Origin of the sequence: Streptomyces sp. NPDC048483, assembly GCF_040651455.1 — a bacterium.
GTDB lineage: Bacteria > Actinomycetota > Actinomycetes > Streptomycetales > Streptomycetaceae > Streptomyces.
This window is the reverse complement of the sequence record NZ_JBEZJZ010000003.1, coordinates 112,926-137,821: the sequence shown is the minus strand read 5'-3', so window position 1 is coordinate 137,821 and position 24,896 is coordinate 112,926. Positions and strand designations below refer to the sequence as shown.

The 24,896-nt window shown below is 69.1% G+C and carries 20 protein-coding genes and 2 tRNA genes; 5 read left to right on the top strand and 17 right to left on the bottom strand.

Annotation, left to right across the window (positions count from 1 at the left end; all coding sequences use genetic code 11):
* Positions 1-8 precede the first annotated feature (8 nt).
* Both AB0D04_RS02735 and AB0D04_RS02730 read right to left on the bottom strand, forming a co-directional pair.
* Positions 9-719 carry a class E sortase gene (locus tag AB0D04_RS02735; RefSeq protein ID WP_362698613.1) on the bottom strand — a complete coding sequence of 237 codons (711 nt, stop codon included), beginning with the start codon at positions 717-719 and terminating at the stop codon, positions 9-11.
* Positions 720-757: 38 nt separating this feature from the next.
* A complete protein-coding gene (locus AB0D04_RS02730; RefSeq protein WP_362698610.1) occupies positions 758-1,528 on the bottom strand; it encodes a DUF881 domain-containing protein in 771 nt (256 codons plus the stop codon).
* Between the two features lie 183 nt (positions 1,529-1,711).
* On the opposite strand from AB0D04_RS02730, the gene crgA reads away from it, so the two are divergent.
* Positions 1,712-1,966 (top strand): cell division protein CrgA, encoded by a 255-nt coding sequence (gene crgA, locus AB0D04_RS02725; protein WP_362698607.1) that lies wholly within the window; start codon positions 1,712-1,714, stop codon positions 1,964-1,966.
* A gap of 270 nt (positions 1,967-2,236) precedes the next feature.
* Here crgA and AB0D04_RS02720 read toward each other — a convergent pair whose 3' ends face one another.
* The gene (locus AB0D04_RS02720) at positions 2,237-3,139 is read right to left on the bottom strand and encodes a rhomboid family intramembrane serine protease (protein ID WP_362698604.1); all 903 of its coding nucleotides are present in this window, start codon (positions 3,137-3,139) and stop codon (positions 2,237-2,239) included.
* 164 nt (positions 3,140-3,303) lie between these two features.
* Positions 3,304-3,831, bottom strand: a complete 528-nt coding sequence (locus tag AB0D04_RS02715; protein WP_362698601.1) for a peptidylprolyl isomerase — start codon at positions 3,829-3,831, stop codon at positions 3,304-3,306.
* 342 nt (positions 3,832-4,173) lie between these two features.
* Between AB0D04_RS02715 and AB0D04_RS02710 the strand changes: the two genes are divergently transcribed.
* Positions 4,174-4,893, top strand: a complete 720-nt coding sequence (locus AB0D04_RS02710; protein ID WP_362698598.1) for a DUF5324 family protein — start codon at positions 4,174-4,176, stop codon at positions 4,891-4,893.
* A gap of 292 nt (positions 4,894-5,185) precedes the next feature.
* Positions 5,186-5,869: a transglycosylase family protein gene (locus AB0D04_RS02705; RefSeq protein ID WP_362698596.1), complete on the top strand. Its 684-nt coding sequence runs from the start codon at positions 5,186-5,188 to the stop codon at positions 5,867-5,869.
* Between the two features lie 99 nt (positions 5,870-5,968).
* On the opposite strand, the gene AB0D04_RS02700 is transcribed toward AB0D04_RS02705, so the two are convergent.
* Positions 5,969-6,044: transfer RNA gene (locus AB0D04_RS02700), tRNA-Ala, on the bottom strand.
* A 128-nt stretch (positions 6,045-6,172) separates the two neighbouring features.
* On the opposite strand from AB0D04_RS02700, the gene AB0D04_RS02695 reads away from it, so the two are divergent.
* Positions 6,173-6,721, top strand: coding sequence for a DNA-binding protein (locus AB0D04_RS02695; protein ID WP_362698593.1), 549 nt, complete (start codon positions 6,173-6,175; stop codon positions 6,719-6,721).
* Positions 6,722-6,763: 42 nt separating this feature from the next.
* Complete coding sequence (locus AB0D04_RS02690; RefSeq protein ID WP_362698590.1) at positions 6,764-8,134, top strand: serine/threonine-protein kinase; 1,371 nt, start codon at positions 6,764-6,766, stop codon at positions 8,132-8,134.
* A gap of 28 nt (positions 8,135-8,162) precedes the next feature.
* Here AB0D04_RS02690 and AB0D04_RS02685 read toward each other — a convergent pair whose 3' ends face one another.
* The 12 genes from AB0D04_RS02685 to dnaA all read right to left on the bottom strand — a co-directional run bounded on the left by AB0D04_RS02685 (position 8,163) and on the right by dnaA (position 24,733).
* The gene (locus AB0D04_RS02685) at positions 8,163-9,566 is read right to left on the bottom strand and encodes a hypothetical protein (protein ID WP_362698784.1); all 1,404 of its coding nucleotides are present in this window, start codon (positions 9,564-9,566) and stop codon (positions 8,163-8,165) included.
* Complete coding sequence (locus AB0D04_RS02680) at positions 9,566-11,500, bottom strand: VWA domain-containing protein (protein ID WP_362698587.1); 1,935 nt, start codon at positions 11,498-11,500, stop codon at positions 9,566-9,568. Before AB0D04_RS02680 ends, AB0D04_RS02685 begins: the two co-directional genes overlap by 1 nt.
* A gap of 227 nt (positions 11,501-11,727) precedes the next feature.
* Positions 11,728-11,862, bottom strand: coding sequence for a DLW-39 family protein (locus tag AB0D04_RS02675; protein ID WP_003958712.1), 135 nt, complete (start codon positions 11,860-11,862; stop codon positions 11,728-11,730).
* 245 nt (positions 11,863-12,107) lie between these two features.
* Positions 12,108-12,181, bottom strand: a tRNA-Ile gene (locus tag AB0D04_RS02670).
* An 89-nt stretch (positions 12,182-12,270) separates the two neighbouring features.
* Positions 12,271-12,897: a DUF3566 domain-containing protein gene (locus AB0D04_RS02665; RefSeq protein WP_362698584.1), complete on the bottom strand. Its 627-nt coding sequence runs from the start codon at positions 12,895-12,897 to the stop codon at positions 12,271-12,273.
* An 87-nt stretch (positions 12,898-12,984) separates the two neighbouring features.
* The gene (gene gyrA, locus AB0D04_RS02660; protein ID WP_362698581.1) at positions 12,985-15,612 is read right to left on the bottom strand and encodes a DNA gyrase subunit A; all 2,628 of its coding nucleotides are present in this window, start codon (positions 15,610-15,612) and stop codon (positions 12,985-12,987) included.
* 50 nt (positions 15,613-15,662) lie between these two features.
* Positions 15,663-17,717, bottom strand: a complete 2,055-nt coding sequence (gene gyrB / locus AB0D04_RS02655; RefSeq protein WP_362698783.1) for a DNA topoisomerase (ATP-hydrolyzing) subunit B — start codon at positions 17,715-17,717, stop codon at positions 15,663-15,665.
* A 381-nt stretch (positions 17,718-18,098) separates the two neighbouring features.
* Positions 18,099-18,632 (bottom strand): DciA family protein, encoded by a 534-nt coding sequence (locus tag AB0D04_RS02650; RefSeq protein WP_362698578.1) that lies wholly within the window; start codon positions 18,630-18,632, stop codon positions 18,099-18,101.
* Positions 18,629-19,801 (bottom strand): DNA replication/repair protein RecF, encoded by a 1,173-nt coding sequence (gene recF / locus AB0D04_RS02645; RefSeq protein WP_362698575.1) that lies wholly within the window; start codon positions 19,799-19,801, stop codon positions 18,629-18,631. Before recF ends, AB0D04_RS02650 begins: the two co-directional genes overlap by 4 nt.
* Before the next feature lie 43 nt (positions 19,802-19,844).
* Positions 19,845-20,723, bottom strand: coding sequence for a phosphogluconate dehydrogenase (NAD(+)-dependent, decarboxylating) (gnd, locus tag AB0D04_RS02640; RefSeq protein WP_362698572.1), 879 nt, complete (start codon positions 20,721-20,723; stop codon positions 19,845-19,847).
* Between the two features lie 113 nt (positions 20,724-20,836).
* Positions 20,837-21,967 carry a DNA polymerase III subunit beta gene (gene dnaN / locus AB0D04_RS02635; RefSeq protein ID WP_362698569.1) on the bottom strand — a complete coding sequence of 377 codons (1,131 nt, stop codon included), beginning with the start codon at positions 21,965-21,967 and terminating at the stop codon, positions 20,837-20,839.
* 960 nt (positions 21,968-22,927) lie between these two features.
* On the bottom strand, positions 22,928-24,733 hold the full coding sequence (dnaA, locus tag AB0D04_RS02630; RefSeq protein ID WP_362698566.1) for a chromosomal replication initiator protein DnaA: 1,806 nt from the start codon (positions 24,731-24,733) through the stop codon (positions 22,928-22,930).
* Positions 24,734-24,896: the final 163 nt, after the last annotated feature.

Below are 24,896 nucleotides of genomic sequence, written 5' to 3'. Positions count from 1 at the left end.
CTGGTGGGTCAGCCGGTCAAAGCCGATGGCCTTCCCTGTTCGACGGGTTGGGTGGAATCCAGATGTGCCCAGGCGATCAGCCGGTGGCTGTGGCCCCATTCCGGCTCGCAGGTGGTCAGCGTGAGATAGCGGCCCGGGCCGTTGTACCCGGACCGTGCCGGTACGGGGTCGATCACGCCGATGTCGCCGGGCAGGGTCGTGTAGGGGCGGTTGTCGATGCGGTAGGTGAACCAGGTGGTGCCGTCGGTGAGCACCACGGCGTCGCCGGGGCGCAGCCGGGGGAAGTCCTTGAAGGGGTCGCCGTAGGTGCGGCGGTGTCCGGCCACCGCGAAGTTGCCGACCTGGCCGAGCCGCGCGGTGCGGTCGTAGTGGCCCAGGCCGCGCTTGAGGGTGTCGGTCGCGGTGCCTTCCAGTACGGGCTTGGCCCAGTCGGCGCCGAACCGCGGGATGTACATCGCGGCGAAGGAGGTGCCCGCTTCATAGGGGCCGGGCGGCTTGGTGCGGGTGGGCGCGGGGGCGCTGTCGTCGGGTGCGACGGAGCCCGTCGACCACTGTTCCTGGAGTCTGCCGATCTCGCCGTCCATCGCGCTGTCGGCCCGTATGCCGGTCCAGAAGAGCACATAGACGACGAAGAGCACGATGAGTGTGCCGACGGTGACGCAGATTTCGCTGAGGGTCCGTACGCACCACCGCACCGTCGTCCGGCTCCGCAGCGTCATCCGTACCCGCCCCTCCCGCCGCCCCGCGGGGCGGCGGGCTACGGCTTCACAGGCTGTGCGTAGTGGAGATCCACTGTGCCGGAGTAGCCGGGAAGAGTCACCGTCTCGCGCTGGTCGACTTTCCAGCCCAGGCCGTAGGCGTTCACATACTGCAGATAATTCTGGATGGCGGGCGAGGCGGTGAGCGCCTGGTTGAGCGCGGTGCGGTCGCCGACGGCGGTGATGGTGTACGGCGGGGAGTAGACCCGGCCCTGGAGGATCAGGGTGTTGCCGACGCAGCGCACCGCGCTGGTGGAGATCAACCGCTGGTTCTTGACCTGGATGCCCTTGGCGCCGCCCTGCCACAGGGCGTTCACCACGGCCTGCAGGTCCTGCTGGTGGATGACCAGGTCGTTGGGCTGCGGCTCGGGGATGCCGGGGATCTTGGCGGTGGCGTCGGGCGGGGCGTCGGTGAGGGTGACGGTGACGCCCCGGCCGGTCAGCGGCTTGGTGCCGGCGTTCTTCTCCAGGGCCTTGAGCTTGGCGTCCTCGGCCTCGGAGCTGCCGTTGTCGCGCTGGGCGAGGGCGTCGACGCGTTCACGCAAGGTGGCGTTACGGTCGTCCTGGGCACCGTTTTTGTGGCTGCGTTCCTGAATGAGGTCGGACAGGCGCAGCATGGAGTCGTCCGAGCGCAGGTTGGTGCCGCGGGCGGTGTCGAAGCTCAGCCAGAAGATCAGTCCGGCAAGTGCAAAAACCGCGAGAGTCAGGAGTCGTACCGGCCGCAGACGGGGACGGGCGGGGCGACCTGGGGAGTCAGCGGAAGTGCTCAACGTACCCTTACTCCTTACAACGCCGCGGAAGCACTACGCTAACGGACGCCTGGGCGAGGAATCGCGCCCCACCGCTTCCCTCCCGGCAACCGTTCCGTACCGCCCCCGCGCGCAGGTGGGGGCACCGCCCGCTCGAGCGCCGCCCGGAGTGGGGGGAGCAGCGCATCGACAGGAGTGTTCCTCGTGCCGAAGTCACGGATCCGCAAGAAGGACGACTTCACGCCGCCGCCGGCAAAGACCACCAGTCTGAAGATGAGTTCAGGCCGTGGCTGGGTCGCGCCGCTGATGCTGGCGATGTTTCTGATCGGACTCGCCTGGATCGTGCTCTTCTATGTCTCCGAGGGCGACCTTCCGATCAAGGCCCTCGGGAACTGGAACATCGTGTGCGGCTTCGGCTTCATCGCGGTGGGCTTCGGCGTCTCCACGCAGTGGAAGTAGCGCAGGGCCCGTCCGGGCAAGTCCTGCCCAAGGCCATCCACACGGTTATCCACAGCCGGGGAAAACTTCAGAAGATCTGTGGATAACCCTCGGGAGGTTGACGCCGGTGTGACCGGCGGCGGCCGTCCCCGGTCCCCGTCTCCCCGTGTCCTGACTGGGGAAACGCAGGTCAGCGGGGCGCGGAACGGATGTTCCCCACAGCTTGCACAAGATCCGCCACGCACTGTGGACAACTTGGCGTGGCGGGTCTGTGGAAGCGGTGCAGACCGCTCAGCCCAGCAGCTGGACGGTCCGTACCCACACCACCGCGACGATCGCCAGCAGCGCCACCGCGCAGGTCGCGGCCTGCACCAGATTCCGGCGCTCGCGCGGCGCATGCACCATTCCGTACGCCACCGCGGCGCCCACCACCAGGCCGCCGATGTGCGCCTGCCAGGAGATGTGCGGCCAGGTGAAGGTGAAGACCAGGTTGAGGCCGAGCAGAATCAGCACCGGCTTCATGTCGTAGTTCAGCCGGCGCATCAGCACGGCGGTGGCGCCCAGCAGCCCGAAGATCGCTCCGGAGGCTCCGAGGGAGAACCCGGACGGCGCGGCGGCCAGATACGTCAGGGCGCTGCCGCCGAGGCCGGAGAGCATGTACAGGGCGATGAACCGGAGCCGGCCGAGCGCCGCCTCCAGCGGCGGGCCCAGCCACCACAGCGAGAGCATGTTGAAGGCGATGTGCGGGATCTCCTGGTGCAGGAACACCGAGGTCACCAGGCGGTACCACTCGCCCTCCGCGACCCCCTGGGGCAGATACTCGGGAGGGGTGCGGCCGAGCATGACCAGTTCGTTCAGCAGCCGGGTGCCGTCCGCCTTCACCGCAACGAAGACCGCAAGGTTGATGCCCATCAGGATCAGGGTGATCAGCCGCGGATTGGCGGCGATGGTGCCGCCCGCGATGGTGCGCGGCGCCGATGCGGTCGCCGAGTGTCCGGTGCCGCCACCGCCGCGTACGCAGTCCCGGCACTGGAAGCCGACCGAGGCGCTGACCATGCAGTCCGGGCAGATCGGCTTGTCACAGCGGGTGCAGCGGATGCCGGTCGTACGGTCCGGATGGCGGTAGCACGCCGGCAGGTCGTCGCCGTCGTGGGTGTCCTTCGGCTCCTGTGGGCTGCCTGGCACCTGGTCCATCGGTCCCCTCGTCCTCTTCGTCCGGTCGATCACACGCATCGCCCGCGCGGCGCCGGACTGCCACCCCTCAACGAGCTTCGCGCCCCGCCTTAACTACGACCGGGCGGGGCGCAATGGTTCCCCGAGCGGGACGCTGTCGGTCCGGCTCGGGCCGCGAGACTCGCTCAGCGGGTCTCGATGACGATCGTGTCGATGACGATGTCGTGCACCGGACGGTCGGTCCGCGGGTTGGTCTGGGTGCCGGCGATGGCGTCCACGACCTTCTTGCCGGCGTCGGTGGTGACCTCACCGAAGATGGTGTGCTTGCCGGTCAGCCACGCCGTCGGCGCCACGGTGATGAAGAACTGCGAGCCGTTGGTGCCCGGACCGGCGTTCGCCATGGCGAGCAGGTAGGGCTTGTTGAAGGCCAGGTCGGGGTGGAACTCGTCCCCGAACTGGTAGCCGGGGCCGCCGGTGCCATCACCCAGCGGGTCTCCGCCCTGGAGCATGAAGCCGCTGATCACACGGTGGAAGACCGTGCCGTCGTACAGCTTGTCCTTGGACCGCTTGCCGGTCTGCGGGTGCGTCCACTCGCGCTCACCGGTGGCGAGCTCGACGAAGTTCTTGACCGTCTTGGGGGCATGGTTCGGCAGAAGCCGAATCTCGATGTCGCCCTGGTTGGTCTTCAGGGTGGCGTAGAGCTGTTCAGCCACGATCTACCTTCCATCAGTCTTCACTGGCGGTTACCGATCCTCGCACGGACCGGCCCGCCCGTCCCGCGACCATCACCCCAGGGCCTCCTTCGTACTGATTTCTTGCCCCGTACTCCTGGTGACGCACGGTGCGCCGGGCCCCGGGAACCGGGCGCGCGGGGCGGCAAACCGTGGCATTGTCGTCACAAGGCTCCGGAAGGTCCCCAATGACCCGGATGCCCGCTCGCACATGCCGTGCGCCATATGAGCGGGCATGATCTTCAACCGGGTGGACAGGCGACACAGCAGACAGGGGGGACCACCCCCCACAGCCCCGGACACGCCACCGAGGAGGAGGATCCCGTGACCCGCAAGGACAGCGTGCGCGCCGCGACCGGTACGGCCAAGGACAGCGTGCGGCACGCCGCGGAGGTGGTGGCTCCGTATGCCGGTACGGCCAAGGATGCCGCCGTGCACTACGCGCATGAGGCCCGCACCCGCATGGGCCCCATGGTCGCCGAGGCCGCGCACCAGGCGCGTACGCAGTACGACGCGCATCTGCAGCCGCGTCTCGAGCATGCCCGTGGCGCCCTGCCGCCCAAGGTGGACGCGGCGGCCTGCCGGGCCGCCGGCCGGACCCGTAAGGCCGCCCGGCAGGCCGCCGAGTACACCGCGCCGCGGGTGGAACACGCCGTGCACAGCGCCCGCGCGGCCGCCGAGCCGGTACGCGAGGAGGCCCTGGCCCGCGGCACCGCCGCGCTCGCCGCGCTGCGCGGCCAGGTGACGGCCGCCGAGATCGCCAAGCTCCAGAAGAAGCACCGCCGCCGCGAGTGCACTGGCAAGGTCGCCAAGCGGCTGACGATCCTGGGCGTCCTGGTGGGCTGTGCGGTCGCCGCCTGGAAGTGGTGGGACAAGCAGGCCAACCCGGATTGGCTGGTCGAGCCGCCCGCCCCGACCGAGGTCGGCGAGCGCGGCCGCCTCAACGCCGTCGACGGCAGCGAGGGCGCCTCCCTCGACCCCGATGTCCAGGCCAAGCAGGACGAGGCCGAGTCCGACGAGCGCGGCGGCGGCAGCCCCGCCTGACGCACCCCGGTCCACCACGACGGGCCGTGCCCCTCCCCTCAACAGGGCGGCGGGCACGGCCCGTTGGTGTTTCTCCTCCACCACCGGGGCCGCGGGCTCGCAGCCGGCCCCGCAGAACCGTCCCCGTACGGCATAACGCTCCGTCAAAACCGTGCGTCCAGCCAGGTGAAACACGCGCCTTCGGGATCGCCAAACGTGCCGAAAAGCATATTGGCCGGTTACCTCGTGCCTGCCCACCGGTCGTGGCGTGCACTGCGCCACGGCTGCCGGAGCACAGCGGAGGAGTACCGTCATGTCGTTGCGTTTCGTCAAACGGTCCGTCGAAGCGATCCTGTCCGTGCTGATCGTGCTGCTGAGCGCCCTCGGCCTCGCAAGCCAGGCCGGCGCGGCGGCTGCTCCGCCAACGGTCCCGGCGGACACCGACTGGGAGGGGATCGCTGCCTGCGAGAGCAGCGGCCGCTGGCACATCGACACCGGCAACGGCTACCAGGGCGGCCTCCAGATCGCCCCCACCACCTGGCGGGCATACGGCGGCGAGCGCTACGCCCCGAGCGCCCACCTCGCCTCCCGGTCGCAGCAGATCGCGGTCGGCGAGCGCATCGCCGAGGACCGCGGTATGGCGCCGTGGCCGAACTGCGGGCGCTTCGGCCTGCTCGGTCCCGGTGACCTGGAGGCCGACGACGACGGAGCTGTCACCACCGACCGGCGCCCGTCGGCGACCCACCACTCACACCAGAAGTACCAGCCCCACCGGGCCCCGTCGGCCCACACCCCGGCACATCCGCGCACCCACAAGGCCTCCGGCACCCGCGCCGACCGCACCTACGTCGTACACCGGGGCGACTGCCTCTCAGCCATCGCGGACCATCACCACATTCGCGGCGGCGCCCAGGCTCTGTACGAACTGAACAAGAAGACGCTCGACGAGGGCCCGGACCACATCTACCCGGGACAGAAGCTGCGCCTGCACCAATGACCGGCGGCGCACCGCCCCGCACCCCCGGCGCCCACCGTTTTCCCCAGAATCCCAAAAATGCCCCCTGACCTGCAATTTCGCAGATCAGAAGGCATCGGATGGTGGAGCCTAGGAGAGTCGAACTCCTGACATCTGCCATGCAAAGACAGCGCTCTACCAACTGAGCTAAGGCCCCTTCGCGGACCAGGGTACCTGGTACCCGGCCGCTTTCCCGACCGGGTATCGCCGCACCCCGCCACTCTCCGTAGGATGCTTCGCGAGATTCGCGGCAGCGAAGCGCCATCGGGGAGACAGGGGAGACGCATGGACGCAGCACAGCAGGAAGCCACCGCGCGGGCCAGGGAGCTGCAGCGCAGTTGGTACGGGGAGCCTCTGGGTGCGCTGTTCCGTCGCCTCATCGATGATCTCGGGCTCAACCAGGCCCGGCTCGCCGCCGTACTCGGCCTGTCCGCCCCGATGCTGTCGCAGCTGATGAGCGGGCAGCGCGCGAAGATAGGCAACCCGGCCGTGGTGCAGCGCGTCCAGGCGCTGCAGGACCTGGCCGGACAGGTGGCGGACGGCAGCGTCAGCGCCGCCGAGGCCACGGACCGGATGGACGAGATCAAGAAGACGGCCGGCGGTTCGGTACTCAACAACACCGCGCAGCAGACGACGTCGACGGGGGCCACCACCGTACGGCGGGTGGTACGCGAGATTCAGTCGCTGCTGCGCTCGGTCTCCGACGCCGGCGACATCATCGATGCGGCGAACACCCTCGCCCCCACTCACCCCGAACTGGCAGAGTTCCTCAGGGTCTACGGTGCCGGCCGCACCGCGGACGCGGTCGCGCACTATGAGGCGCACCAGAGCTAGCCACAACGGAGCTTGCGCAGTCCGGGAGCGGAACGGGGCGTCATGGGTGAGATCTTCGCCGGTCGGTACGAGCTGATCGACCCGATCGGACGAGGCGGGGTGGGCGCCGTCTGGCGCGCCTGGGACCACCGGCGGCGGCGCTATGTCGCGGCCAAGGTGCTGCAGCAGAGCGATGCGCACACCCTGCTGCGCTTCGTGCGGGAACAGGCGCTGCGGATCGACCATCCGCATGTGCTGGCTCCGGCGAGCTGGGCCGCGGACGACGACAAGGTGCTGTTCACCATGGATCTGGTGAACGGCGGCTCGCTGGCGCATCTGATCGGGGACTACGGCCCGCTGCCGCCGCGGTTCGTGTGCCTGCTGCTGGACCAGCTGCTGGCGGGGCTGACGGCGGTGCACGCCGAGGGCGTGGTGCACCGCGACATCAAGCCGGCGAACATCCTGCTCGAGGCCACCGGCACCGGCCGTCCGCATCTGCGGCTGAGCGACTTCGGCATCGCGATGCGCAAGGGTGAGCCGCGGCTCACCGAGACCAACTATGTGGTGGGGACGCCTGGTTACTTCGCGCCCGAGCAGATGCTGGGCGCCGAGCCGGACTTCCCGGCCGACCTCTTCGCGGTCGGCCTGGTGGGGCTCTATCTGATCACCGGCACCAAGCCGGACTCCGAGGCGCTGATCCGGCACTTCGCCGAGCGCGGTATTCCCCACGCCCCTGAGGGTGTGCCGGAGCCGCTGTGGCAGGTGTTGGCCGCTCTGCTGCACCCGGATCCGGAGTCGCGGTTCAGGACGGCCACGGGGGCGCGCAAGGCGGTGCTGTCGGCGGCCGAGATGCTGCCGGACGCGACGATCGAGGAAGAGGTCGTCGAGGTCTTCGACCACATCGGGCCGCTGCCCGGCGGGTTCGGGCCGACCGGGCCGCTGGCCTCCCGGATCTCGTCCGCGGACGCGGCCACCGGGCAGGGCTCCCTGTCCGACACCGGGAGCTTCCAGCTCGCGCCGCCGGAACAGAGCCTGCCGATGCCGCAGCAGCCGAGCACCCCGCCGACCCCGACGCCGACGCCGAGCACATCTCCGGGCGGTACGCCCCCGGGCCAGGGCGCGCCCGCCGCCCCGGCCACGCCGCCGCCGGCGCCGATGCCGTCGTACGAGCCGACGGCGGCCGTCCGGCCGGAGGTTTCCGCGACCCGGCCGTATACGGCGGGCCCGCTCCCCGTTCCCGGTCAGCCGCCGGCCGGGCAGCAGGCCCCCGTTGCCCACCTGGCGTCTCCCGTGGGCACGCCGCCCGTCACGCAGTCGGCTTTCGCTCCCGTCCGGGAACGGCGACCGGGACCGCCCACAAAGGTGGCGGTCCCGGTGCTGATCGTCGCGCTGCTGTGCATCGCGGTGGGTGTCTGGGCGCTGTTGGCCTCCTGACGGCGCGCCGTCTCGGCCTCCGCGGTGCCTACCGGCCCTGCGGAGGACCGGACTGCAGGGTCTGGTCGCCCTGTTGGGTCTGCTGTGGGTGTGGTGGCTGATGGGCCTGTTGGGGGAGCGCCCCGGCCGGCCCAGGCGTTCCGGGCGCCCCTGGAGCGCCCGCGGCCCTGCGCCGGGCCACCAGCGTCCAGGCTCCCAGCCCGGTCAGCAGCACCACGCCCGTGCCGATCCCGGCGTAGGCGACGATCCGCAGGGTGCCGCTCTCTTCCATCTCCTCCGGGGTGCGGCCGGTCCTGGCCATCTCCCGGTCCTCGTTCGTGACGGTGAAGTCGGGGGCGGCCTCGGAGTAGGCCGGTCCGGCATGCTTAGCGCCCCGTACATCGACCCGCAGGGTGAAGTCGGTGCCCTTGGAGAAGAACTGCGCTGCCTTGGAGTTCAGGGTCACCTCGAGGTAGTACCAGCCCGCGAACCGCATGGCCCGGACCTTCTCGGAGGCGTTGAGGCGGTTGCCGTAGGCGACTGGGGCGGTGAACTCCGTGGCTTCGGCCCCTTCGCCGTTGTACGAGGAGAAGTTGTCGTCGACGACAACGCCGCGTGCGGGGTTGAAGACGTGCAGCCCAAGGGCGTCCGAGAGGTACGAACCGGGCTTGGACGAGGATGCGTTCGGCAGCTCCGCGCTCAGGTTGAGCCGCTGGCCCCAGTCGACCGGCACCTGGTAGAACCGGGTCTCGCCGGGCCTGATCCTGTCCTTCCAGACGCCGGTGTTGACCGAAGCCGCGTCGTTGAAGCCCGTGCCGCCCGCCCTGCGCTTGGCAAGATCGGTACGCAATTTGGGGGGCGTGGTGCTCGTCTCGCCCGGCTGGGCCGGGGTGCCGCCCTTGAGGGCCGGCTCGTTGAGATAGCCCAGTTCGATCGGCCACTGGTCGGTCCCGGACGTGGGCGAGCCCTCGCGGGTGACCACGACGTAGTACGGACCGGGGTCCTGGCACTGCGTCTCCTGCTTGCCGATGTCGCGGCTGGTGTAGGCGGCGATGGGGTAGGCCGTCCCGCCGGCGTGGAAGTACTGCGACGTATCCGAACCGCAGGTGGTGCCGTCGCTTTTCTGGACCCTGATGCTCAGCTTGTCCCGGTACTCCTCGACCTTGGTACCGGGCGTGGGTGCGGAGACCACCGAGAAGTAGGCGCTGGACCTGGCGTCCAGATCGACGGCGTAGTACTTCTCCTCGCCGCGATCGATGGAGTCGGTGTGCAGTCCCTTCTCGAGCTGCGGGGCGTCCGTGGCGACAACCGTGCCGTTGATCTTGGTGGCGCCGCTCGCCGGCTTGTAGGTGGGCACGTCCTCAGCGGCGGCCACCCCCACCGCCCCCGGCATGACCGTCACCATGGCAAGCGCCGCAAGCCCGGCGAGCCCTGTGCGCGTCCCGCGCCCCATCACCACGAACCACCCCTTATCGCATCCGAATCGGCGCCGCTGGGCCGCGCCTTCCTGCGAGCCCGCAGCAAACCGACCATGAGTCCGGCCAGCAGCAGAATGCCGATGCCGCCGGAGACGGCCGCGACCACCGGGCCGGCCGTCCATCCTCCACCGCCGCTCTGCGAGCCGTCCGCCGAGGAGCCCGGTCCACCGTCGGCGGCACTCTTGACGACGGCGGCACCGGTCTGCGGACCGGACTTCGCCTTGCCCAGTACGGCGACCCGCAGCACCACACCGATCTGTGGGTTCTGCGCAATCTCGGAGGCCTGGGCCCCCAGCGTCACGGCGATGTAGAAGCTGCCCTTGCCGTGCACGGGCACGACGTTGATGTCGCTCTCGTAGCGATTGGTCCAAGCGACGGGGACCGTCCCCATGCTGAGCGCCGCCGGCCGCCCGTTGTAGGGCACATGCGGGCTGAACTCACCCGTCCCCCGGCCGACCGGCATACGAGCGGGCGTGTAGACCTCGGTGCCGCCGTAGGAACTGACCGCGCTATAGCCCCTGACCGTGGGCTCGTTGGCGAATTCCACGTCGTAACGCAGCTGCTGGCCCCAGCCGACCGGCACCTTGTACCAGAGGGTCTGCGAGGGCAGGACCTTGTCCCGCCAGACGCCCTGGGTCAGGGGGCGGGCGTCGTTGAAGCTCGTGCCGCCGGTGACGGCCTTGGGGGTGCCGGTGGGCAGCGTGGCCTCCTTGCCGCCCGCGCCGTACTCCGGCTCCGACTGTGCGGGCGTGACGCCCTTCTTCAGAGGATGTTCCACGTGAAACATCAGCTCCAGCGGCCAGCGCGAGGCGTCCGAACCCTTGTCGGCCTTGCGCTCGACGACGAACCAGTAGCGGCCTGCCTTGTCGCAGCCGTCGGTGCCGTCCTCCGAGGGCACACGGCTGATGCCGGAGGTGAGCGGGGTGGCGCCTTCCTGCTGCCCGAACTGCGAGGTGGTGGAGTCACAGGTGCTGTCGATGCCGTAGGCGATCTCGGTGTGCAGGGAGTCGAGGAGGCCGACCGCCGCGCCGGGCTGCGGCACCACGGTTGCCGAGTAGTCGACCGTGGAAGCCGCGTCCAGATCGGTGGCGTAGTAGCGCTTTTCGTTGGGCCCGATGCTGTCCAGGTACTGCCCCGGGGCGATGCCGGGCGCATTCGACTTGGTGGGTGTGCCCCGGACCTTGGCGCCCTTGAACCGGTATCCGTCCGCGGACAGTTGGCCGGCCCGTTGGAGCTGCCTGGCCAGCGCCTGGGCATCGGGGGCGTCGTAGTACCGGCCGTTGCCGGACCTGGCGATGCATTCCAGCTGCCGTCGGGCCTTGCCGGCGACCTGGAAGCCGATGGCGTCGATGTGCAGATCCACGCCGGACGCGGCGAGTTGGGCGGCGACCTTGCAGGGCGGCGGCGCCTGGCAGTTGTCCTCGCCGTCGGAGATCAGCAGGATCGTGCGCTTGCCGATCGACCCGCTGGAGGGCTTGGGCAGGTCCTGGGCGGCCTTTTCGAGGGACAGCCCGATGGGGGTGTCGCCCTTGGGCCGCACGTCGTCGACGGCCCGTTTGAGGCCCGCCCGGTCGAGCGGGGACACGGGCTGGGCGAGCCGGGTGTCGTCGCAGCCCTTGGGCTTGTCGGCGCCGTAGAGGCGCAGTCCGGTGGGGTAACCGGCGGGCAGTGCGTCGACGACCGTGCCGACGGCCTTACGGGCGGCGGCAATCCGGGTACCGCCGGAGCCGTCCTTCTCGGCCATGGAGCCGGAGGAGTCCAGCACCATCACCATGCCGGTGCCCTCGGCGGGGGGCGGCGCGGCCGGTGCGTTCGCCGCGGCCGGCGTTGTCTGCAGCGGAGCGGCGGCGAGCGCCAGCAGCAGTCCGCCGAGCAACGCCACCGCCCCCTTGCGGTGTCGTCGTGCCATGTCCCTCGTCCCCCTTGCGTACCGCTGCGTACCGTGCGGCTCATCCCGCACCTCACGCACATCGAATACCACACACAAGAACTTTGCTACTGCAAGTTAGTAATGTGCTATAGCAAATTCAAGGCGTTGGGCGTCACAGGCCTGCAACAACACCGGCCCCCAGACGCACGAAACCCCGGTCGCCCTAGGGCAACCGGGGTCCGTACAAACTGCTGTGCGTTGGGGTCTCACACACCCGAACCTGCGGGCACGGAGTCGGTCGCCTCCGTCCACAGATCCTGCTCGGCGCGATCCGCCTGGATCTGGCGGTACACGAGGAGCCCGCCGATGGCGGCCAGTGCGACCAGGAGAAGCTTCTTCACCGCGCGACCTCGTCTTTCGTTGACGTAGGGGACCTATGTCGGCCGATGATACACACCGACCGATACCGATCGGTTATCTAGGCCGAGCTCGGCTGCAACCCAGCGTCCTGATCTCGTAGGAGGCTCAACTTCCGTTTCCCGTAGGGCGAATCGGCCCCGGCTCGGACCCGGCGCCGCGGAATCGCCTCGCGGCCCCAAACGCATCGGCCCGGCCGGAGAAATCTCCGGCCGGGCCGAGTGTGCAGTGCGGCTACCAGGACTTGAACCTGGGGCCTCTTCCTTATCAGGGAAGCGCTCTAACCGTCTGAGCTATAGCCGCGCGTTCGCTGCACCGAAAGATTAGCGCACTTCAGAGGCGTTCCCAAAATCGGTTCCGCCGGGCCCCCGGTGGGCCTCCCACCAGGGGCGCTACTCGTCCTCGGCGAGGGTGAGCTCCACCCCGCCCACGAAGCCCGCCGACAGGTTGTAGATAAACGCACCCAGCGTCGCCAGCGCCGTCGCGAGCACCACATCGATCACCGCGATGACCGAGGTGAACAGCAGTACCCGCGGCAGCGACAGGAACGACTGCAGATCGAATCCGCCGCCGTCGCCCGAGCCGGTCGCCTCACTGATCGTGCTGCCGACGGTGGAGAAGACGCCCATCGCATTCATCACCATCCACAGCACCGACACGGCCACCACGGTGCAGATGCCCAGCGCGATGGACAGCAGGAAGCTGACCTTCATCACCGACCAGGGGTCGACGCGCGCCACCCGCAACCGGGCCTTGCGGGTCCGCGGCACCGTGCCGGCGCCCGTGCGGGGCTTGCGCACGGCCTGGCCGCCGCCGGTGCCGGTGCCCGGGCGGTAGGCCTGCGGCGGCTGATATGGCTGCCCCTGGCCGCCCTGGGGCTGCTGCGGAGGCTGCTGGTGGGGCTGCGGTTGCGGCTGAGGTTGCGGCTGACGCGTATCGGTCACGGTTCCCCCCTGGTTGGAGCCCTCGTCTCGGGGGCCTTCGGACGCGGCAGAGCCACGGGCGCCGTCTTCCGTCACGGTTGCGGATCCGGACGAGGAGCCCTTCTTGACTCCCGGTCCACCCGCTGCAGCGCCCGTGGCTCCACTCACGACCTACTCCTCGTGCTACTCCGCCGCGGGCTGCTCGCCCTCGGCCGCCGCCGGCTCGGTCCCTGCGGCCTCGTCGGTCTCTTCTTCGGTGCCTTCGACCCCGTCGACCTCTTCGGCCTCACGACCGGCCTCGGCGTTCCGTGCGATGCCGACAACGGCATCTCGCTTGCCCAGGTTGATCAGTTGGACGCCCATGGTGTCACGGCCGGTCTCCCTGACCTCGTTGACCCGCGTACGAATCACGCCACCGCCCAAGGTGATCGCCAGGATCTCATCGGTCCCCTCGACCACCAGCGCGCCGACCAGCGAACCCCGGTCCTCCACGATCTTGGCGGCCTTGATGCCGAGGCCGCCGCGGCCCTGGACTCGGTACTCGTCCACCGCCGTGCGCTTGGCGTAGCCGCCGTCCGTCGCGGTGAACACGAACGTACCCGCACGCACCACATTCAGCGAGAGCAGCTCATCGCCCTCACGGAAGCTCATGCCCTTGACGCCGGAGGTGGCCCGGCCCATCGGCCGCAGCGCCTCGTCCGTCGCGGTGAAGCGGATCGACTGTGCCTTCTTGCTGATCAGCAGCAGATCGTCGGTCTCCGACACCAGCTCGGCGCCGATCAGCTCGTCGTCGCTGCCGTCCTCCTGCTCGCGCAGGTTGATCGCGATCACACCGCCGGAGCGGGGCGAGTCGTAGTCCTTGAGCGGCGTCTTCTTCACCAGGCCGGCCTTGGTGGCGAGCACCAGATACGGCGTGGCGTCGTAGTCGCGGATCGCCAGGATCTGCGCGATCTGCTCGTCCGGCTGGAAGGCGAGCAGGTTGGCCACATGCTGACCGCGCGCATCGCGGCCCGCGTCCGGCAGCTCGTACGCCTTGGCGCGGTAGACCCGGCCCTTGTTCGTGAAGAACAGCAGCCAGTGGTGGGTGGTGGAGACGAAGAAGTGGTCGACGATGTCGTCTTCCTTCAGCTTCGTGCCCCGCACGCCCTTGCCGCCGCGCTTCTGCGAGCGGTAGTCGTCGGCCTTCGTCCGCTTCACATAGCCGCCACGGCTGATCGTGACGACGATGTCCTCCTCGGCGATCAGGTCCTCGATGGACATGTCGCCCTCGAAGGGCACCAGCTTGGAGCGCCGGTCGTCGCCGAACTTCTCGACGATCGCGGCCAGTTCCTCGCTGATGATCTGGCGCTGCCGCTCCGGCGAGGCCAGGATCGCGTTGTACTCGGTGATCTTGCGCTGCAGCTCGTCGTGCTCGGCGGTGATCTTCTGGCGCTCCAGGGCGGCCAGCCGGCGCAGCTGCATCTCCAGGATCGCGTTCGCCTGGATCTCGTCGATGGTCAGCAGGCCCATCAGGCCCTCGCGCGCCACCTCGACCGTCTCGCTGCGCCGGATCAGCGCGATGACCTCGTCGATCGCGTCCAGCGCCTTGAGCAGACCGCGCAGGATGTGCGCCCGCTCCTCGGCCTTGCGCAGCCGGAACTTCGTCCGGCGGACGATGACCTCGATCTGGTGGGTGACCCAGTTACGGATGAACGCGTCCAGCGACAGCGTGCGCGGCACCCCGTCCACCAGGGCGAGCATGTTGGCGCCGAAGTTGGTCTGGAGGTCGGTGTGCTTGTAGAGGTTGTTGAGAACGACCTTGGCGACCGCGTCCCGCTTGAGGACGATGACCAGCCGCTGGCCCGTGCGCGAGGACGTCTCGTCGCGGACGTCCGCGATGCCGCCGATCTTGCCGTCCTTGACCAGGTCGGCGATCTTCTGCGCGAGATTGTCCGGGTTGGTCTGGTACGGCAGCTCGGTGACCACCAGGCACTGGCGGTTCTGGATCTCCTCGACCGCCACCACCGCGCGCATCGTGATCGAGCCGCGGCCGGTGCGGTAGGCCTCCTCGATGCCCTTGCGGCCCACCACCAGCGCGCCGGTGGGGAAGTCCGGGCCCTTGATGCGCTCGATCAGCGCGTCCAGCAGCTCCTCGTGGGAGGCCTCCGGGTGCTCCAGCGCCCACTGGGCACCGGCCGCGACCTCGCGCAGGTTGTGCGGCGGGATGTTCGTGGCCATACCGACCGCGATGCCGGCCGAGCCGTTGATCAGGAGGTTGGGGAAGCGGGCCGGCAGGACCGTCGGCTCCTGGTTACGGCCGTCGTAGTTGTCCTGGAAGTCGACGGTCTCCTCGTCGATGTCCCGGAGCATCTCCATGGACAGCGACTTCATCTTGCACTCGGTGTACCGCATGGCCGCGGCCGGGTCGTTGCCCGGAGAGCCGAAGTTGCCGTTGGAGTCCACCAGCGGCATCCGCATCGACCACGGCTGCGCGAGGCGGACGAGCGCGTCGTAGATCGAGGAGTCGCCGTGCGGGTGGTACGTACCCATGACGTCACCGACGACGCGGGCGCACTTGTAGAAGCCCTTCTCGGGGCGGTAGCCGCCGTCGTACATCGCGTACAGGACGCGGCGGTGGACGGGCTTGAGGCCGTCCCGTACGTCCGGCAGCGCACGCGAGACGATGACGGACATCGCGTAGTCGAGGTAGGAGCGCTGCATCTCCGTCTCGAGCCCGACGGGCTCGACGCGCATCCCGACGCCTTCGATGGCGGCGGGCGCGCCCTCGGCGGTCACGCCGTCCGGGGTCACAGGGGGGTTCTCGTCGGCCATTGCTGATCAAAGTCCTTTCGAGCTGCGGCTGTTGTGAGGGCCGACAGGGCTCAGATGTCGAGGAAGCGGACGTCCTTGGCGTTGCGCTGGATGAACGAGCGGCGTGCCTCGACGTCCTCGCCCATCAGCACCGAGAACAGGTCGTCCGCGCGGGCCGCGTCGTCCAGCGAGACCTGGCCCAGGACACGGTGGTCGATGTCCATGGTCGTCACCCGCAGCTCCTCGGCGTTCATCTCGCCGAGACCCTTGAACCGCTGGATCGAGTCCTCACGGATCCGCTTGCCGTTCTGCTTGCCGAGCTCGACCAGCGCGTCCCGCTCGGTGTCCGAGTAGGCGTACTCGAAGTCGTCCCGACCCCACTTGATCTTGTACAGCGGCGGGCGGGAGAGGTAGACGTGTCCGGCCTCGACCAGCGGGCGCATGAAGCGGAACAGGAACGTCAGCAGCAGGGTGTTGATGTGCTGACCGTCGACGTCGGCGTCCGCCATCAGGATGATCTTGTGATAGCGGAGCTTCTCGATGTCGAAGTCCTCGTGCACACCCGTGCCGAACGCCGAGATCAGCGCCTGGACCTCGTTGTTCTGGAGGATCTTGTCGACCCGCGCCTTCTCGACGTTGAGGATCTTTCCTCGGATCGGCAGGATCGCCTGGTACTCCGGGTTACGGCCGGACTTGGCCGAGCCACCGGCGGAGTCACCCTCGACGATGAAGATCTCGCACTTGGTCGGGTCGTTGGACTGGCAGTCACTCAGCTTGCCCGGCAGCGACGCGGTCTCCAGCAAGCCCTTGCGACGGGTCAGATCGCGGGCCTTACGGGCGGCCACCCGGGCGGTCGCCGCCTGGATGCCCTTGCGGATGATGTCCGCGGCCTCGTTGGGGTTGCGGTCCAGCCAGTCGTTGAGGTGCTCGTGGACCACCTTCTGGACGAAGGTCTTCACCTCGGTGTTGCCCAGCTTGGTCTTGGTCTGGCCCTCGAACTGCGGCTCGGCGAGCTTGACCGAGATGATCGCCGTCAGGCCCTCGCGGATGTCCTCACCCGTGAGGTTGTCGTCCTTCTCGCGCAGCAGCTTCTTGTCGCGCGCGTAGCGGTTGATCAGGCCGGTCAGCGCGGCGCGGAAGCCCTCCTCGTGGGTACCGCCCTCGTGGGTGTGGATGATGTTCGCAAAGCTGTAGACACCCTCGCTGTACTGGGTGTTCCACTGCATCGCGAGGTCGACGGAGAGGTTCCGCTCCTTGTCCTCGGCCTCCACCGAGACCACCGTCGGGTGCACCAGCTCGCCCTTGCGCGAGTTGAGGTACTTCACGAAGTCGACGATGCCGCCCTCGTAGCAGTACCGCACCGAGAGCGGCTTGCCGTCCTCGTCCACATGATCCGGGCGCTCGTCCTTGAGCGAGATGGTCAGCCCCTTGTTGAGGAACGCCATCTCCTGGAAGCGCCGGGACAGCGTCTCGAAGCTGTACGTGGTGGTCTCGAAGATCTCGCCGTCGGCCCAGAACGTCACCGACGTGCCGGACTCCTCGGTGGCCTCGTGCTTGGCCAGCGGGGCGGTCGGCACGCCCTGCTTGTACTCCTGCGTCCAGCGGTAGCCGTCCGTGCGGACCTCGACCGCCACCCGCTGCGACAGCGCGTTCACGACCGAGACACCCACGCCGTGCAGACCACCGGAGACCGCGTAACCGCCGCCGCCGAACTTGCCGCCGGCGTGCAGCACCGTCATCACGACCTCGACGGCCGGCTTGTTCTCCGACGGCACGATGCCGACCGGGATACCACGGCCGTTGTCGACGACGCGGACACCGCCGTCTTGCAGGATCGCCACGTCAATGGTGTCCGCGTGACCGGCCAGCGCCTCGTCGACGGAGTTGTCGACGACCTCTTGCACCAGGTGGTGCAGACCGCGCTCGCCGGTCGAGCCGATGTACATGCCGGGGCGCTTACGGACCGCGTCCAGGCCTTCGAGGACGGTGATCGCGCTGGCGTCGTACGACTTCGCCACCGAGGAGTCGCCCATGGCGCCGGCAGGAACCCCCTCTTCAGTAGAAGCCGTGTTGTTCTCGTTGAGGTCGCCGGAGTCGGCCACGAAGCGCCCTTTCTGGCACAGCACAAGCCCTTCCGCGCCTGTGGGGCATCCCCAGAAAAGACAGGCGAGAACGGCTGCGTCGTTCGACATGTTCCGCGAGTGGGCGGGATTGCCACCAGTCTACCGGTAGCGCTGACACTCATGGGGGTTTGCAGGCACCTGAGTCGTCATGTGCCGCCCTGAACTGACGTCCGCCGACTCCCCATATTCGAGACGGGGCCTCAGGACGCTCACACGGGCACTCAGCGCTTCCGACTGTCAACCACCGGCTACCGTGAGCGGGGTCTCACCCGCCTCATGTGTTTACAGGGGGCATACGGGGTGCGATGTTTCACGTGAAACGGTCCGTAAGCAGGACGGGGCGGCTGTTTCACGTGAAACATCGCATCCGTCCACCGGCCGGACCTAGCCGTAGGTATCGCCGGGGCCCTTGCTGCCGGGCGCCCGCAGCGACCCGTAGCGCCGCGCGGGACCGCCGGGCCCCAGCACCTTGATCATCTTTACGGTGCCCTGGCCCAGGTCCTGGTTGAGGCGGGCCACCAGCTGCGGCGCCAGCAGCCGCAGCTGCGTCGCCCACGCCGTCGAATCGCACTGCACGGTCAGCACCCGCGCGTCCTCGTCGTACCGCTGCGGCTCGCAATGCTGTGCCACCTCGGGTCCGACCAGCTGCGGCCAGCGCCCCATCACCCCGCCGACCGCCGCCGGGGTCTCCCAGCCGCGCTCCGTGATGAGCCGGTTGATCGCCGCACCCAGCGGCAGCGGGTCGCGGCCGTCCGCCCGCGCCCCCGAACGCAGCCCGCCGCGCCTGGCCTGCTTCTTCTGCTGCGCGGCCGCCCCACGGGCGCGCGCCTGCTCCTTGGCGGCCACCAGCGCCTGGCGGGCCAGATCCACACCGGACAGCTCCGGTGCCTTGGGCCGCTCCGGCTGCGGGTCGCTCACGGTGTCACCTTCTGCGCGGTCCCGTCGGAGACCGCATAACGCGCCCCGGTCAGCACCCGCGGGACATCGTCGTCCACCGCTGCCGTCACCAGCACCTGCTCGCCCGGCGCCACCAGCTCCGCCAGCCGCTCCCGGCGGCGCGCATCCAGCTCCGCGAAGACATCGTCGAGGACGAGCACCGGCTCATTGCCCTCGGCGCGCAGCAGGTCGTACGAGGCCAGCCGCAGCGCCAGCGCATACGACCAGGACTCGCCGTGGCTCGCGTAGCCCTTCGCCGGGAGCTGTCCCAGCCTCAGCACCAGATCGTCGCGGTGCGGGCCGACCAGCGTCACCCCGCGCTCGATCTCGCTCTTACGGGCCTCACCCAGCGCCGCCAGCAGCACGCCGTACAGCTCCTCGCGAGTGGTCGCGGCGGCCATTGCCTCGCCCGCCGACCCGCGGTACTCCAGCGCCAGCGGCCCGCCACCGGGCGCCAGCTGCTCATACGCCTTGTCCGCCAGGGGCTGCAGCGCCGCGATCAGGTCCAGCCGCTGCGCCAGCAGCTCGGCACCCGCACGGGCCAGATGCTGATCCCACACATCCAGCGTCGACAGGTCCGCCCCCGCACTCGAATCCGCTCCCGCGGAAGGTGCCCCCCTCCGCCCGCCGTGCCTGCGCGCCAGCGCCGCCGTCTTCAGCAGGGTGTTGCGCTGCTTGAGGACGCGGTCGTAGTCGGAGCGCACGCCCGCCATCCGCGGCGAGCGCGCCGTGATCAGCTCGTCCAGGAACCGCCGGCGCTCCCCCGGGTCGCCCTTGACCAGCGCCAGATCCTCCGGCGCGAACAGCACGGTCCGTACGATCCCCAGCACATCCCGCGGCCTGACCTGCGAGGACCGGTTGATCCGGGCGCGGTTCGCCTTGCCCGGGTTGAGCTCCAGCTCCACCAGCTGCTGCCGATCGCCCTGGACGACCGCGGCCCGGATGACCGCCCGCTCGGCGCCCATCCGCACCAGCGGCGCATCGGAGGAGACCCGGTGGCTGCCGAGCGTCGCGAGATACCCGATGGCCTCCACCAGATTGGTCTTGCCCTGGCCGTTGGGGCCCACGAAAGCCGTGACGCCCGGGTCGAGCGGGACCTCGACCCGGGCGTACGAGCGAAAGTCGGCGAGCGAAAGATGCGTTACGTGCATGGCTTGGTGCGCCGACCTCCCCCGGCTGCTGGTTGTTGCTGGCTTACTTCTTGTTCTCCACCGCGTGGCCGCCGAACTGGTTGCGCAGCGCGGCGATCATCTTCATCTGCGGGGAGTCGTCCTGCCGGGAGGCGAATCGCGCGAAGAGCGAGGCCGTGATCGCGGGCAGCGGCACGGCATTGTCGATGGCGGCTTCCACAGTCCACCGGCCCTCGCCGGAATCCTGTGCAAAACCGCGCAGCTTCTCCAGGTGCTCGTCGTCGTCGAGGGCGTTGACGGCGAGGTCCAGCAGCCAGGAGCGGATGACCGTGCCCTCCTGCCAGGAGCGGAAGATCTCGCGCACGTCCGTGACGGAGTCGACCTTCTCCAGCAGCTCCCAGCCCTCGGCGAAGGCCTGCATCATCGCGTACTCGATGCCGTTGTGGACCATCTTGGCGAAGTGGCCGGCGCCGACCTTGCCGGCGTGCACCGAGCCGAACTCGCCCTCGGGCTTGAGGGCGTCGAAGACCGGCTGCACCTTGGCGACGTGGTCCTTCTCGCCGCCGTACATCAGCGCATAGCCGTTCTCCAGGCCCCACACGCCACCGGAGACGCCGCAGTCGACGAAGCCGATGCCCTTGGCCTTGAGCTCCTCGGCGTGCTTCTCGTCATCGGTCCAGCGGGAGTTGCCGCCGTCCACCACGACGTCGCCGGGGGAGAGCAGCTCGGCGAGCTCGTCGACCGTCGACTGGGTGGCGGCACCGGCCGGCACCATGACCCAGACGACCCGCGGGCCCTTGAGCTTGTCCACAAGCTCCTTGAGGCTGTTGACATCAGCCAGGTCCGGGTTGCGGTCGTATCCGACGACGGTGTGGCCGGCGCGGCGAATGCGCTCGCGCATATTGCCGCCCATCTTGCCGAGACCGACGAGACCGAGCTCCATCAGAGAACCTCTTTGCACGTAGTCGTTGCTGTTGTACCCGGGGCCGAGCCTACGCCCGCGACCCCGTGCACAGCTGTGGGCTCAGCCGCTCATCGGGGGCCCTCAGCCACGACTCATCCACTCAGCCGCACGGGCATGATCAGGTACTTGTACGCGTCGTCCGCCTCGGCGTCCTTGGCCGGCCGGCCGCTCAGCAGCGCGGGCTTGGTCGACGTCGTGAACGACAGCTGCGCCACCGGCGAGTCGATGGCCGACAGGCCCTCCAGGAGGAAGCCCGGGTTGAAGGCGATCGAGATGTCGTCGCCGTCCAGGTCGACGTCGACCCTCTCCACAGCCTGTGCATCGTCGCTCGAGCCGGCCTCCAGGATCAGCACGCCCTGCTCGAAGCTCAGCCGCACCGGGGTGTTCCGCTCCGCCACCAGCGCCACACGCTTGACGGCCTCGACGAACGGGGCGGTCTCGATCACGGCGACCGAATTGAACTCGGTCGGGAAGAGCGTGCGGTACTTCGGCAGGTCGCCTTCCAGCAGCCGCGTGGTCGTACGGCGCCCGGCACCCTCGAAGCCGATGAGACCCTCGCCGGCGCCGGAGCCGGACAGCGCCAGCGTGACGGTGTCGCCGCTGCTCAGCGACTTGGCGGTGTCCAGCAGCGTCTTGGCGGGCACCAGCGCGACCGCGGAGGCGTCCGGGCTCTCCGGCTTCCACAGGAACTCGCGTACTGCGAAGCGGTAGCGGTCGGTGGAGGCCAGGGTGACGGTGTCGCCCTCGATCTCGATCCGTACACCGGTGAGCACCGGGAGGGTGTCGTCACGGCCGGCGGCGATGGCCACCTGGGCGGCGGCCGCGGCGAAGACCTCACCGGGGACGGTGCCGGTGGCGGTGGGCATCGTCGGCAGGGACGGGTACTCCTCCACAGGCAGGGTGTGGAGGGTGAAGCGGGAGGAGCCGCAGACCACGGTTACCCGTACACCGTCGGTGGAAATCTCCACCGGTCGGTTGGGGAGCGCCCGGCAGATGTCGGCGAGCAGCCGGCCGGAGACGAGGACCGTGCCCGTCTCCTCGACCTCGGCCTCCACCGAGACCCGCGCCGAGACCTCGTAGTCGAAGCCGGAGAGGCTCAGCGCGCCGTCCTCCGCCTTCAGCAGCAGGCCCGCGAGGACGGGCACCGGCGGACGGGCCGGGAGGCTCTTGGCCGCCCAGGCCACTGCCTCCGCGAGTACATCGCGCTCCACCCGGATCTTCACCGGAAACCGCCTCCTGCTGTTGCTGGCTTGCGCCCTGCTGGCCTTCTTCGTCGGCTGGGTTGCCGGAGACCAGTCTGACGTACGCCACCGACAGTCGGTGCGGCTCGGGGTCAAGTCGACTCGACCCGGTCCGGGCGCTCGGCGGCCAACTTGTGCACAGCCCCCGCTTTCAAGCGAAGTCCCCGGTAGATATCCCTGGTCGTAGTAGTAGGGCCTGTGGAAACCGTGGACAACTGCTTTTGCGCAGGTCAACGCGGCTTTTTTGTCCACCGGCCCTGTGGGCGGCAGCGGTGGATAAGCGGGCGGATCTGTGGACCGCCGAAAGTTCTGCACACCCGATGCACAGGAGAGGGGTAGTTCTCCCCAGTGCCATCCCCAGCTTTACCCCGGTTCCCCACAGCCCAACCGACCAACTTGATGTGACGGCTTTCACTCGGGCCAGTGAGGACGGGTGTTGGGTTGCCGAACAGTGGACAGGGGTGTGGAGAAGCTGGGGATCACTGGGGACAACGCCACCCTTCCTGTGGGCAGCCGGTGGACAAGCCGAGCGCCCGGCTGTGGACGAAATTTTCATCCACAGCCTGTGGATTGTGGTTGGCCACAAATCCACACCCGGCTGACCTCCCCCGATGCCCTGACGGGAGAGCACCCTGTGGATTCCCCAGGGATAACTCTGCTCTCCCCAGGGTGTGGATGGAAGATTCTTGCCCAATCTGTGGAGAGAGGCCGTGACCTGGTACGGAATCGAACACGCTCAGCCCGCTCCACAGGTTTGGGATGGCGGCGGGGTGTGCCCCGAGGGCGTACACAAGGGCCCGACGAAGCTTCGTCAGCTGCCCCGGGGGCTTGATCAGGCGCCCTGGAGGCCTCGCTCAGGCGCCCCGGACGACGAAGGGCGCCCCGGACGTACGTCTCCGGAGCGCCCTGAGCGCGCCTGTGGCGACCGGCCGTGGCCGGCGGTCAGCCGTTCTTGATGCGGTTGGTCAGCTCGGTGACCTGGTTGTAGATGGAGCGCCGCTCGGCCATCAGCGCGCGGATCTTGCGGTCGGCGTGCATCACGGTCGTATGGTCCCGGCCACCGAACTGCGCGCCGATCTTCGGCAGCGAGAGATCGGTCAGCTCGCGGCACAGATACATGGCGATCTGGCGGGCGGTGACCAGCACCCGGCTGCGTGAGGAGCCGCACAGGTCGTCGACGGTCAGCCCGAAGTAGTCGGCGGTGGACGCCATGATCGCGGTGGCGGTGATCTCCGGCGCGGCGTCCTCGCCCCCGGGGATCAGATCCTTCAGCACGATCTCGGTCAGCCCCAGGTCCACCGGCTGCCGGTTGAGCGAGGCGAACGCGGTGACCCGGATCAGTGCGCCCTCCAACTCGCGGATGTTGCGCGAGATGCGGGAGGCGATGAATTCCAGCACCTCTGGCGGCGCGTTCAGCTGCTCCTGCACTGCCTTCTTGCGCAGGATCGCGATCCGGGTCTCCAGCTCGGGCGGCTGGACGTCGGTGATCAGACCCCACTCGAAGCGGTTGCGCAGCCGGTCCTCCAGGGTGACCAGCTGCTTGGGCGGCCGGTCCGAGGACAGCACGATCTGCTTGTTGGCGTTGTGCAGCGTATTGAAGGTGTGGAAGAACTCCTCCTGCGTCGACTCCTTGCTCGCCAGGAACTGGATGTCGTCGACCAGCAGGATGTCCATGTCGCGGTAGCGCTTGCGGAACGCATCTGCCTTGCCGTCGCGGATGGAGTTGATGAACTCGTTGGTGAACTCCTCCGAGCTCACGTACCGCACCCGGGTGCCCGGATACAGGCTCCGCGCGTAGTGCCCGATGGCGTGCAGCAGGTGGGTCTTGCCCAGGCCCGATTCCCCGTAGATGAACAACGGGTTGTACGCCTTGGCCGGCGCTTCGGCAACGGCGACCGCTGCGGCGTGCGCGAAGCGGTTGGAGGCGCCGATGACGAAGGTGTCGAAGAGGTACTTCGGATTCAGCCTGGCGGTCGGCTCGCCGGGACCGGTGGCCGGCGCGGGCTGCGCGGCGAGCGGGCTGGGCGCACCGCTGGGCGCGGGCAGCGCGGGACCGCCGCCGCGTCCGGGCGGCTGGTGCTCGGACAGATCGCGGCGCGGCGAGCGGTAGTCGTTCTGCTGCTGTGCGTGCGAGGGCGGCGGCGAGGAGTACTGCTCACGCCAGGGCTCGGGGGGCGCGTCACGGTCGGGGAAGCCGCCGAGGCGCTGCTGCTGCCACCCGTAGTCGTCGCGGGGGCCGGGGCCGCCGCCCATGGTGGTGGGGTGTTGCGGCCAGGATCCGGGCTCGTGCCGCGGCTGCTGGTAGTCGGGGTAGGCGGGCCGGACACTGGGCAGCTCGTCGCCCTGGTGGCCGTAGCCCTGCCGGCTGTCATGCCGGTCGTAGCTGTCGTACGGGTCGTGCTGCGGATGCGCCTGATGTGACGGCTGGTGCGACGGCTGCTGGTGCTGCGGGGCGGACTGCGGCGGAGGCTCCTCGGAGGAGTCGTCAACGGTGATCGCAATCCGGATCGGCCGCCCGCATTCGTGGCTGAGCGCCTCCCCGATCAGTGGCGCGAGCCGACCTTCGAGCACACCCTTGGCGAATTCATTGGGGACGGCGAGCAGTGCAGTGTCGGCGACCAGCGCCAGCGGCTGGGTGCGCTTGAGCCAGTCCTGGTCCTTGGGCTTGAGGCCGTCGGCCTCGGCACGCAGGAGGTGGTCGAGTACGCGCGGCCACACTGCGGCAAGATCAGCAGGAACTTCAGCCACAAGGCACGCTCTCTCACAGTCCCACGAATGTGTGATTCTCAGGACGGGCGGGAAGGAATCGGAGTTCAGCAACGGTAGTCAGGCCGGGCCTGCGGATTCAAGTTGTTGTCCACAGGCTGTGCATAGTGTGTCCTGACAAGGGACTGTGTGTGGTGGCCCGGAG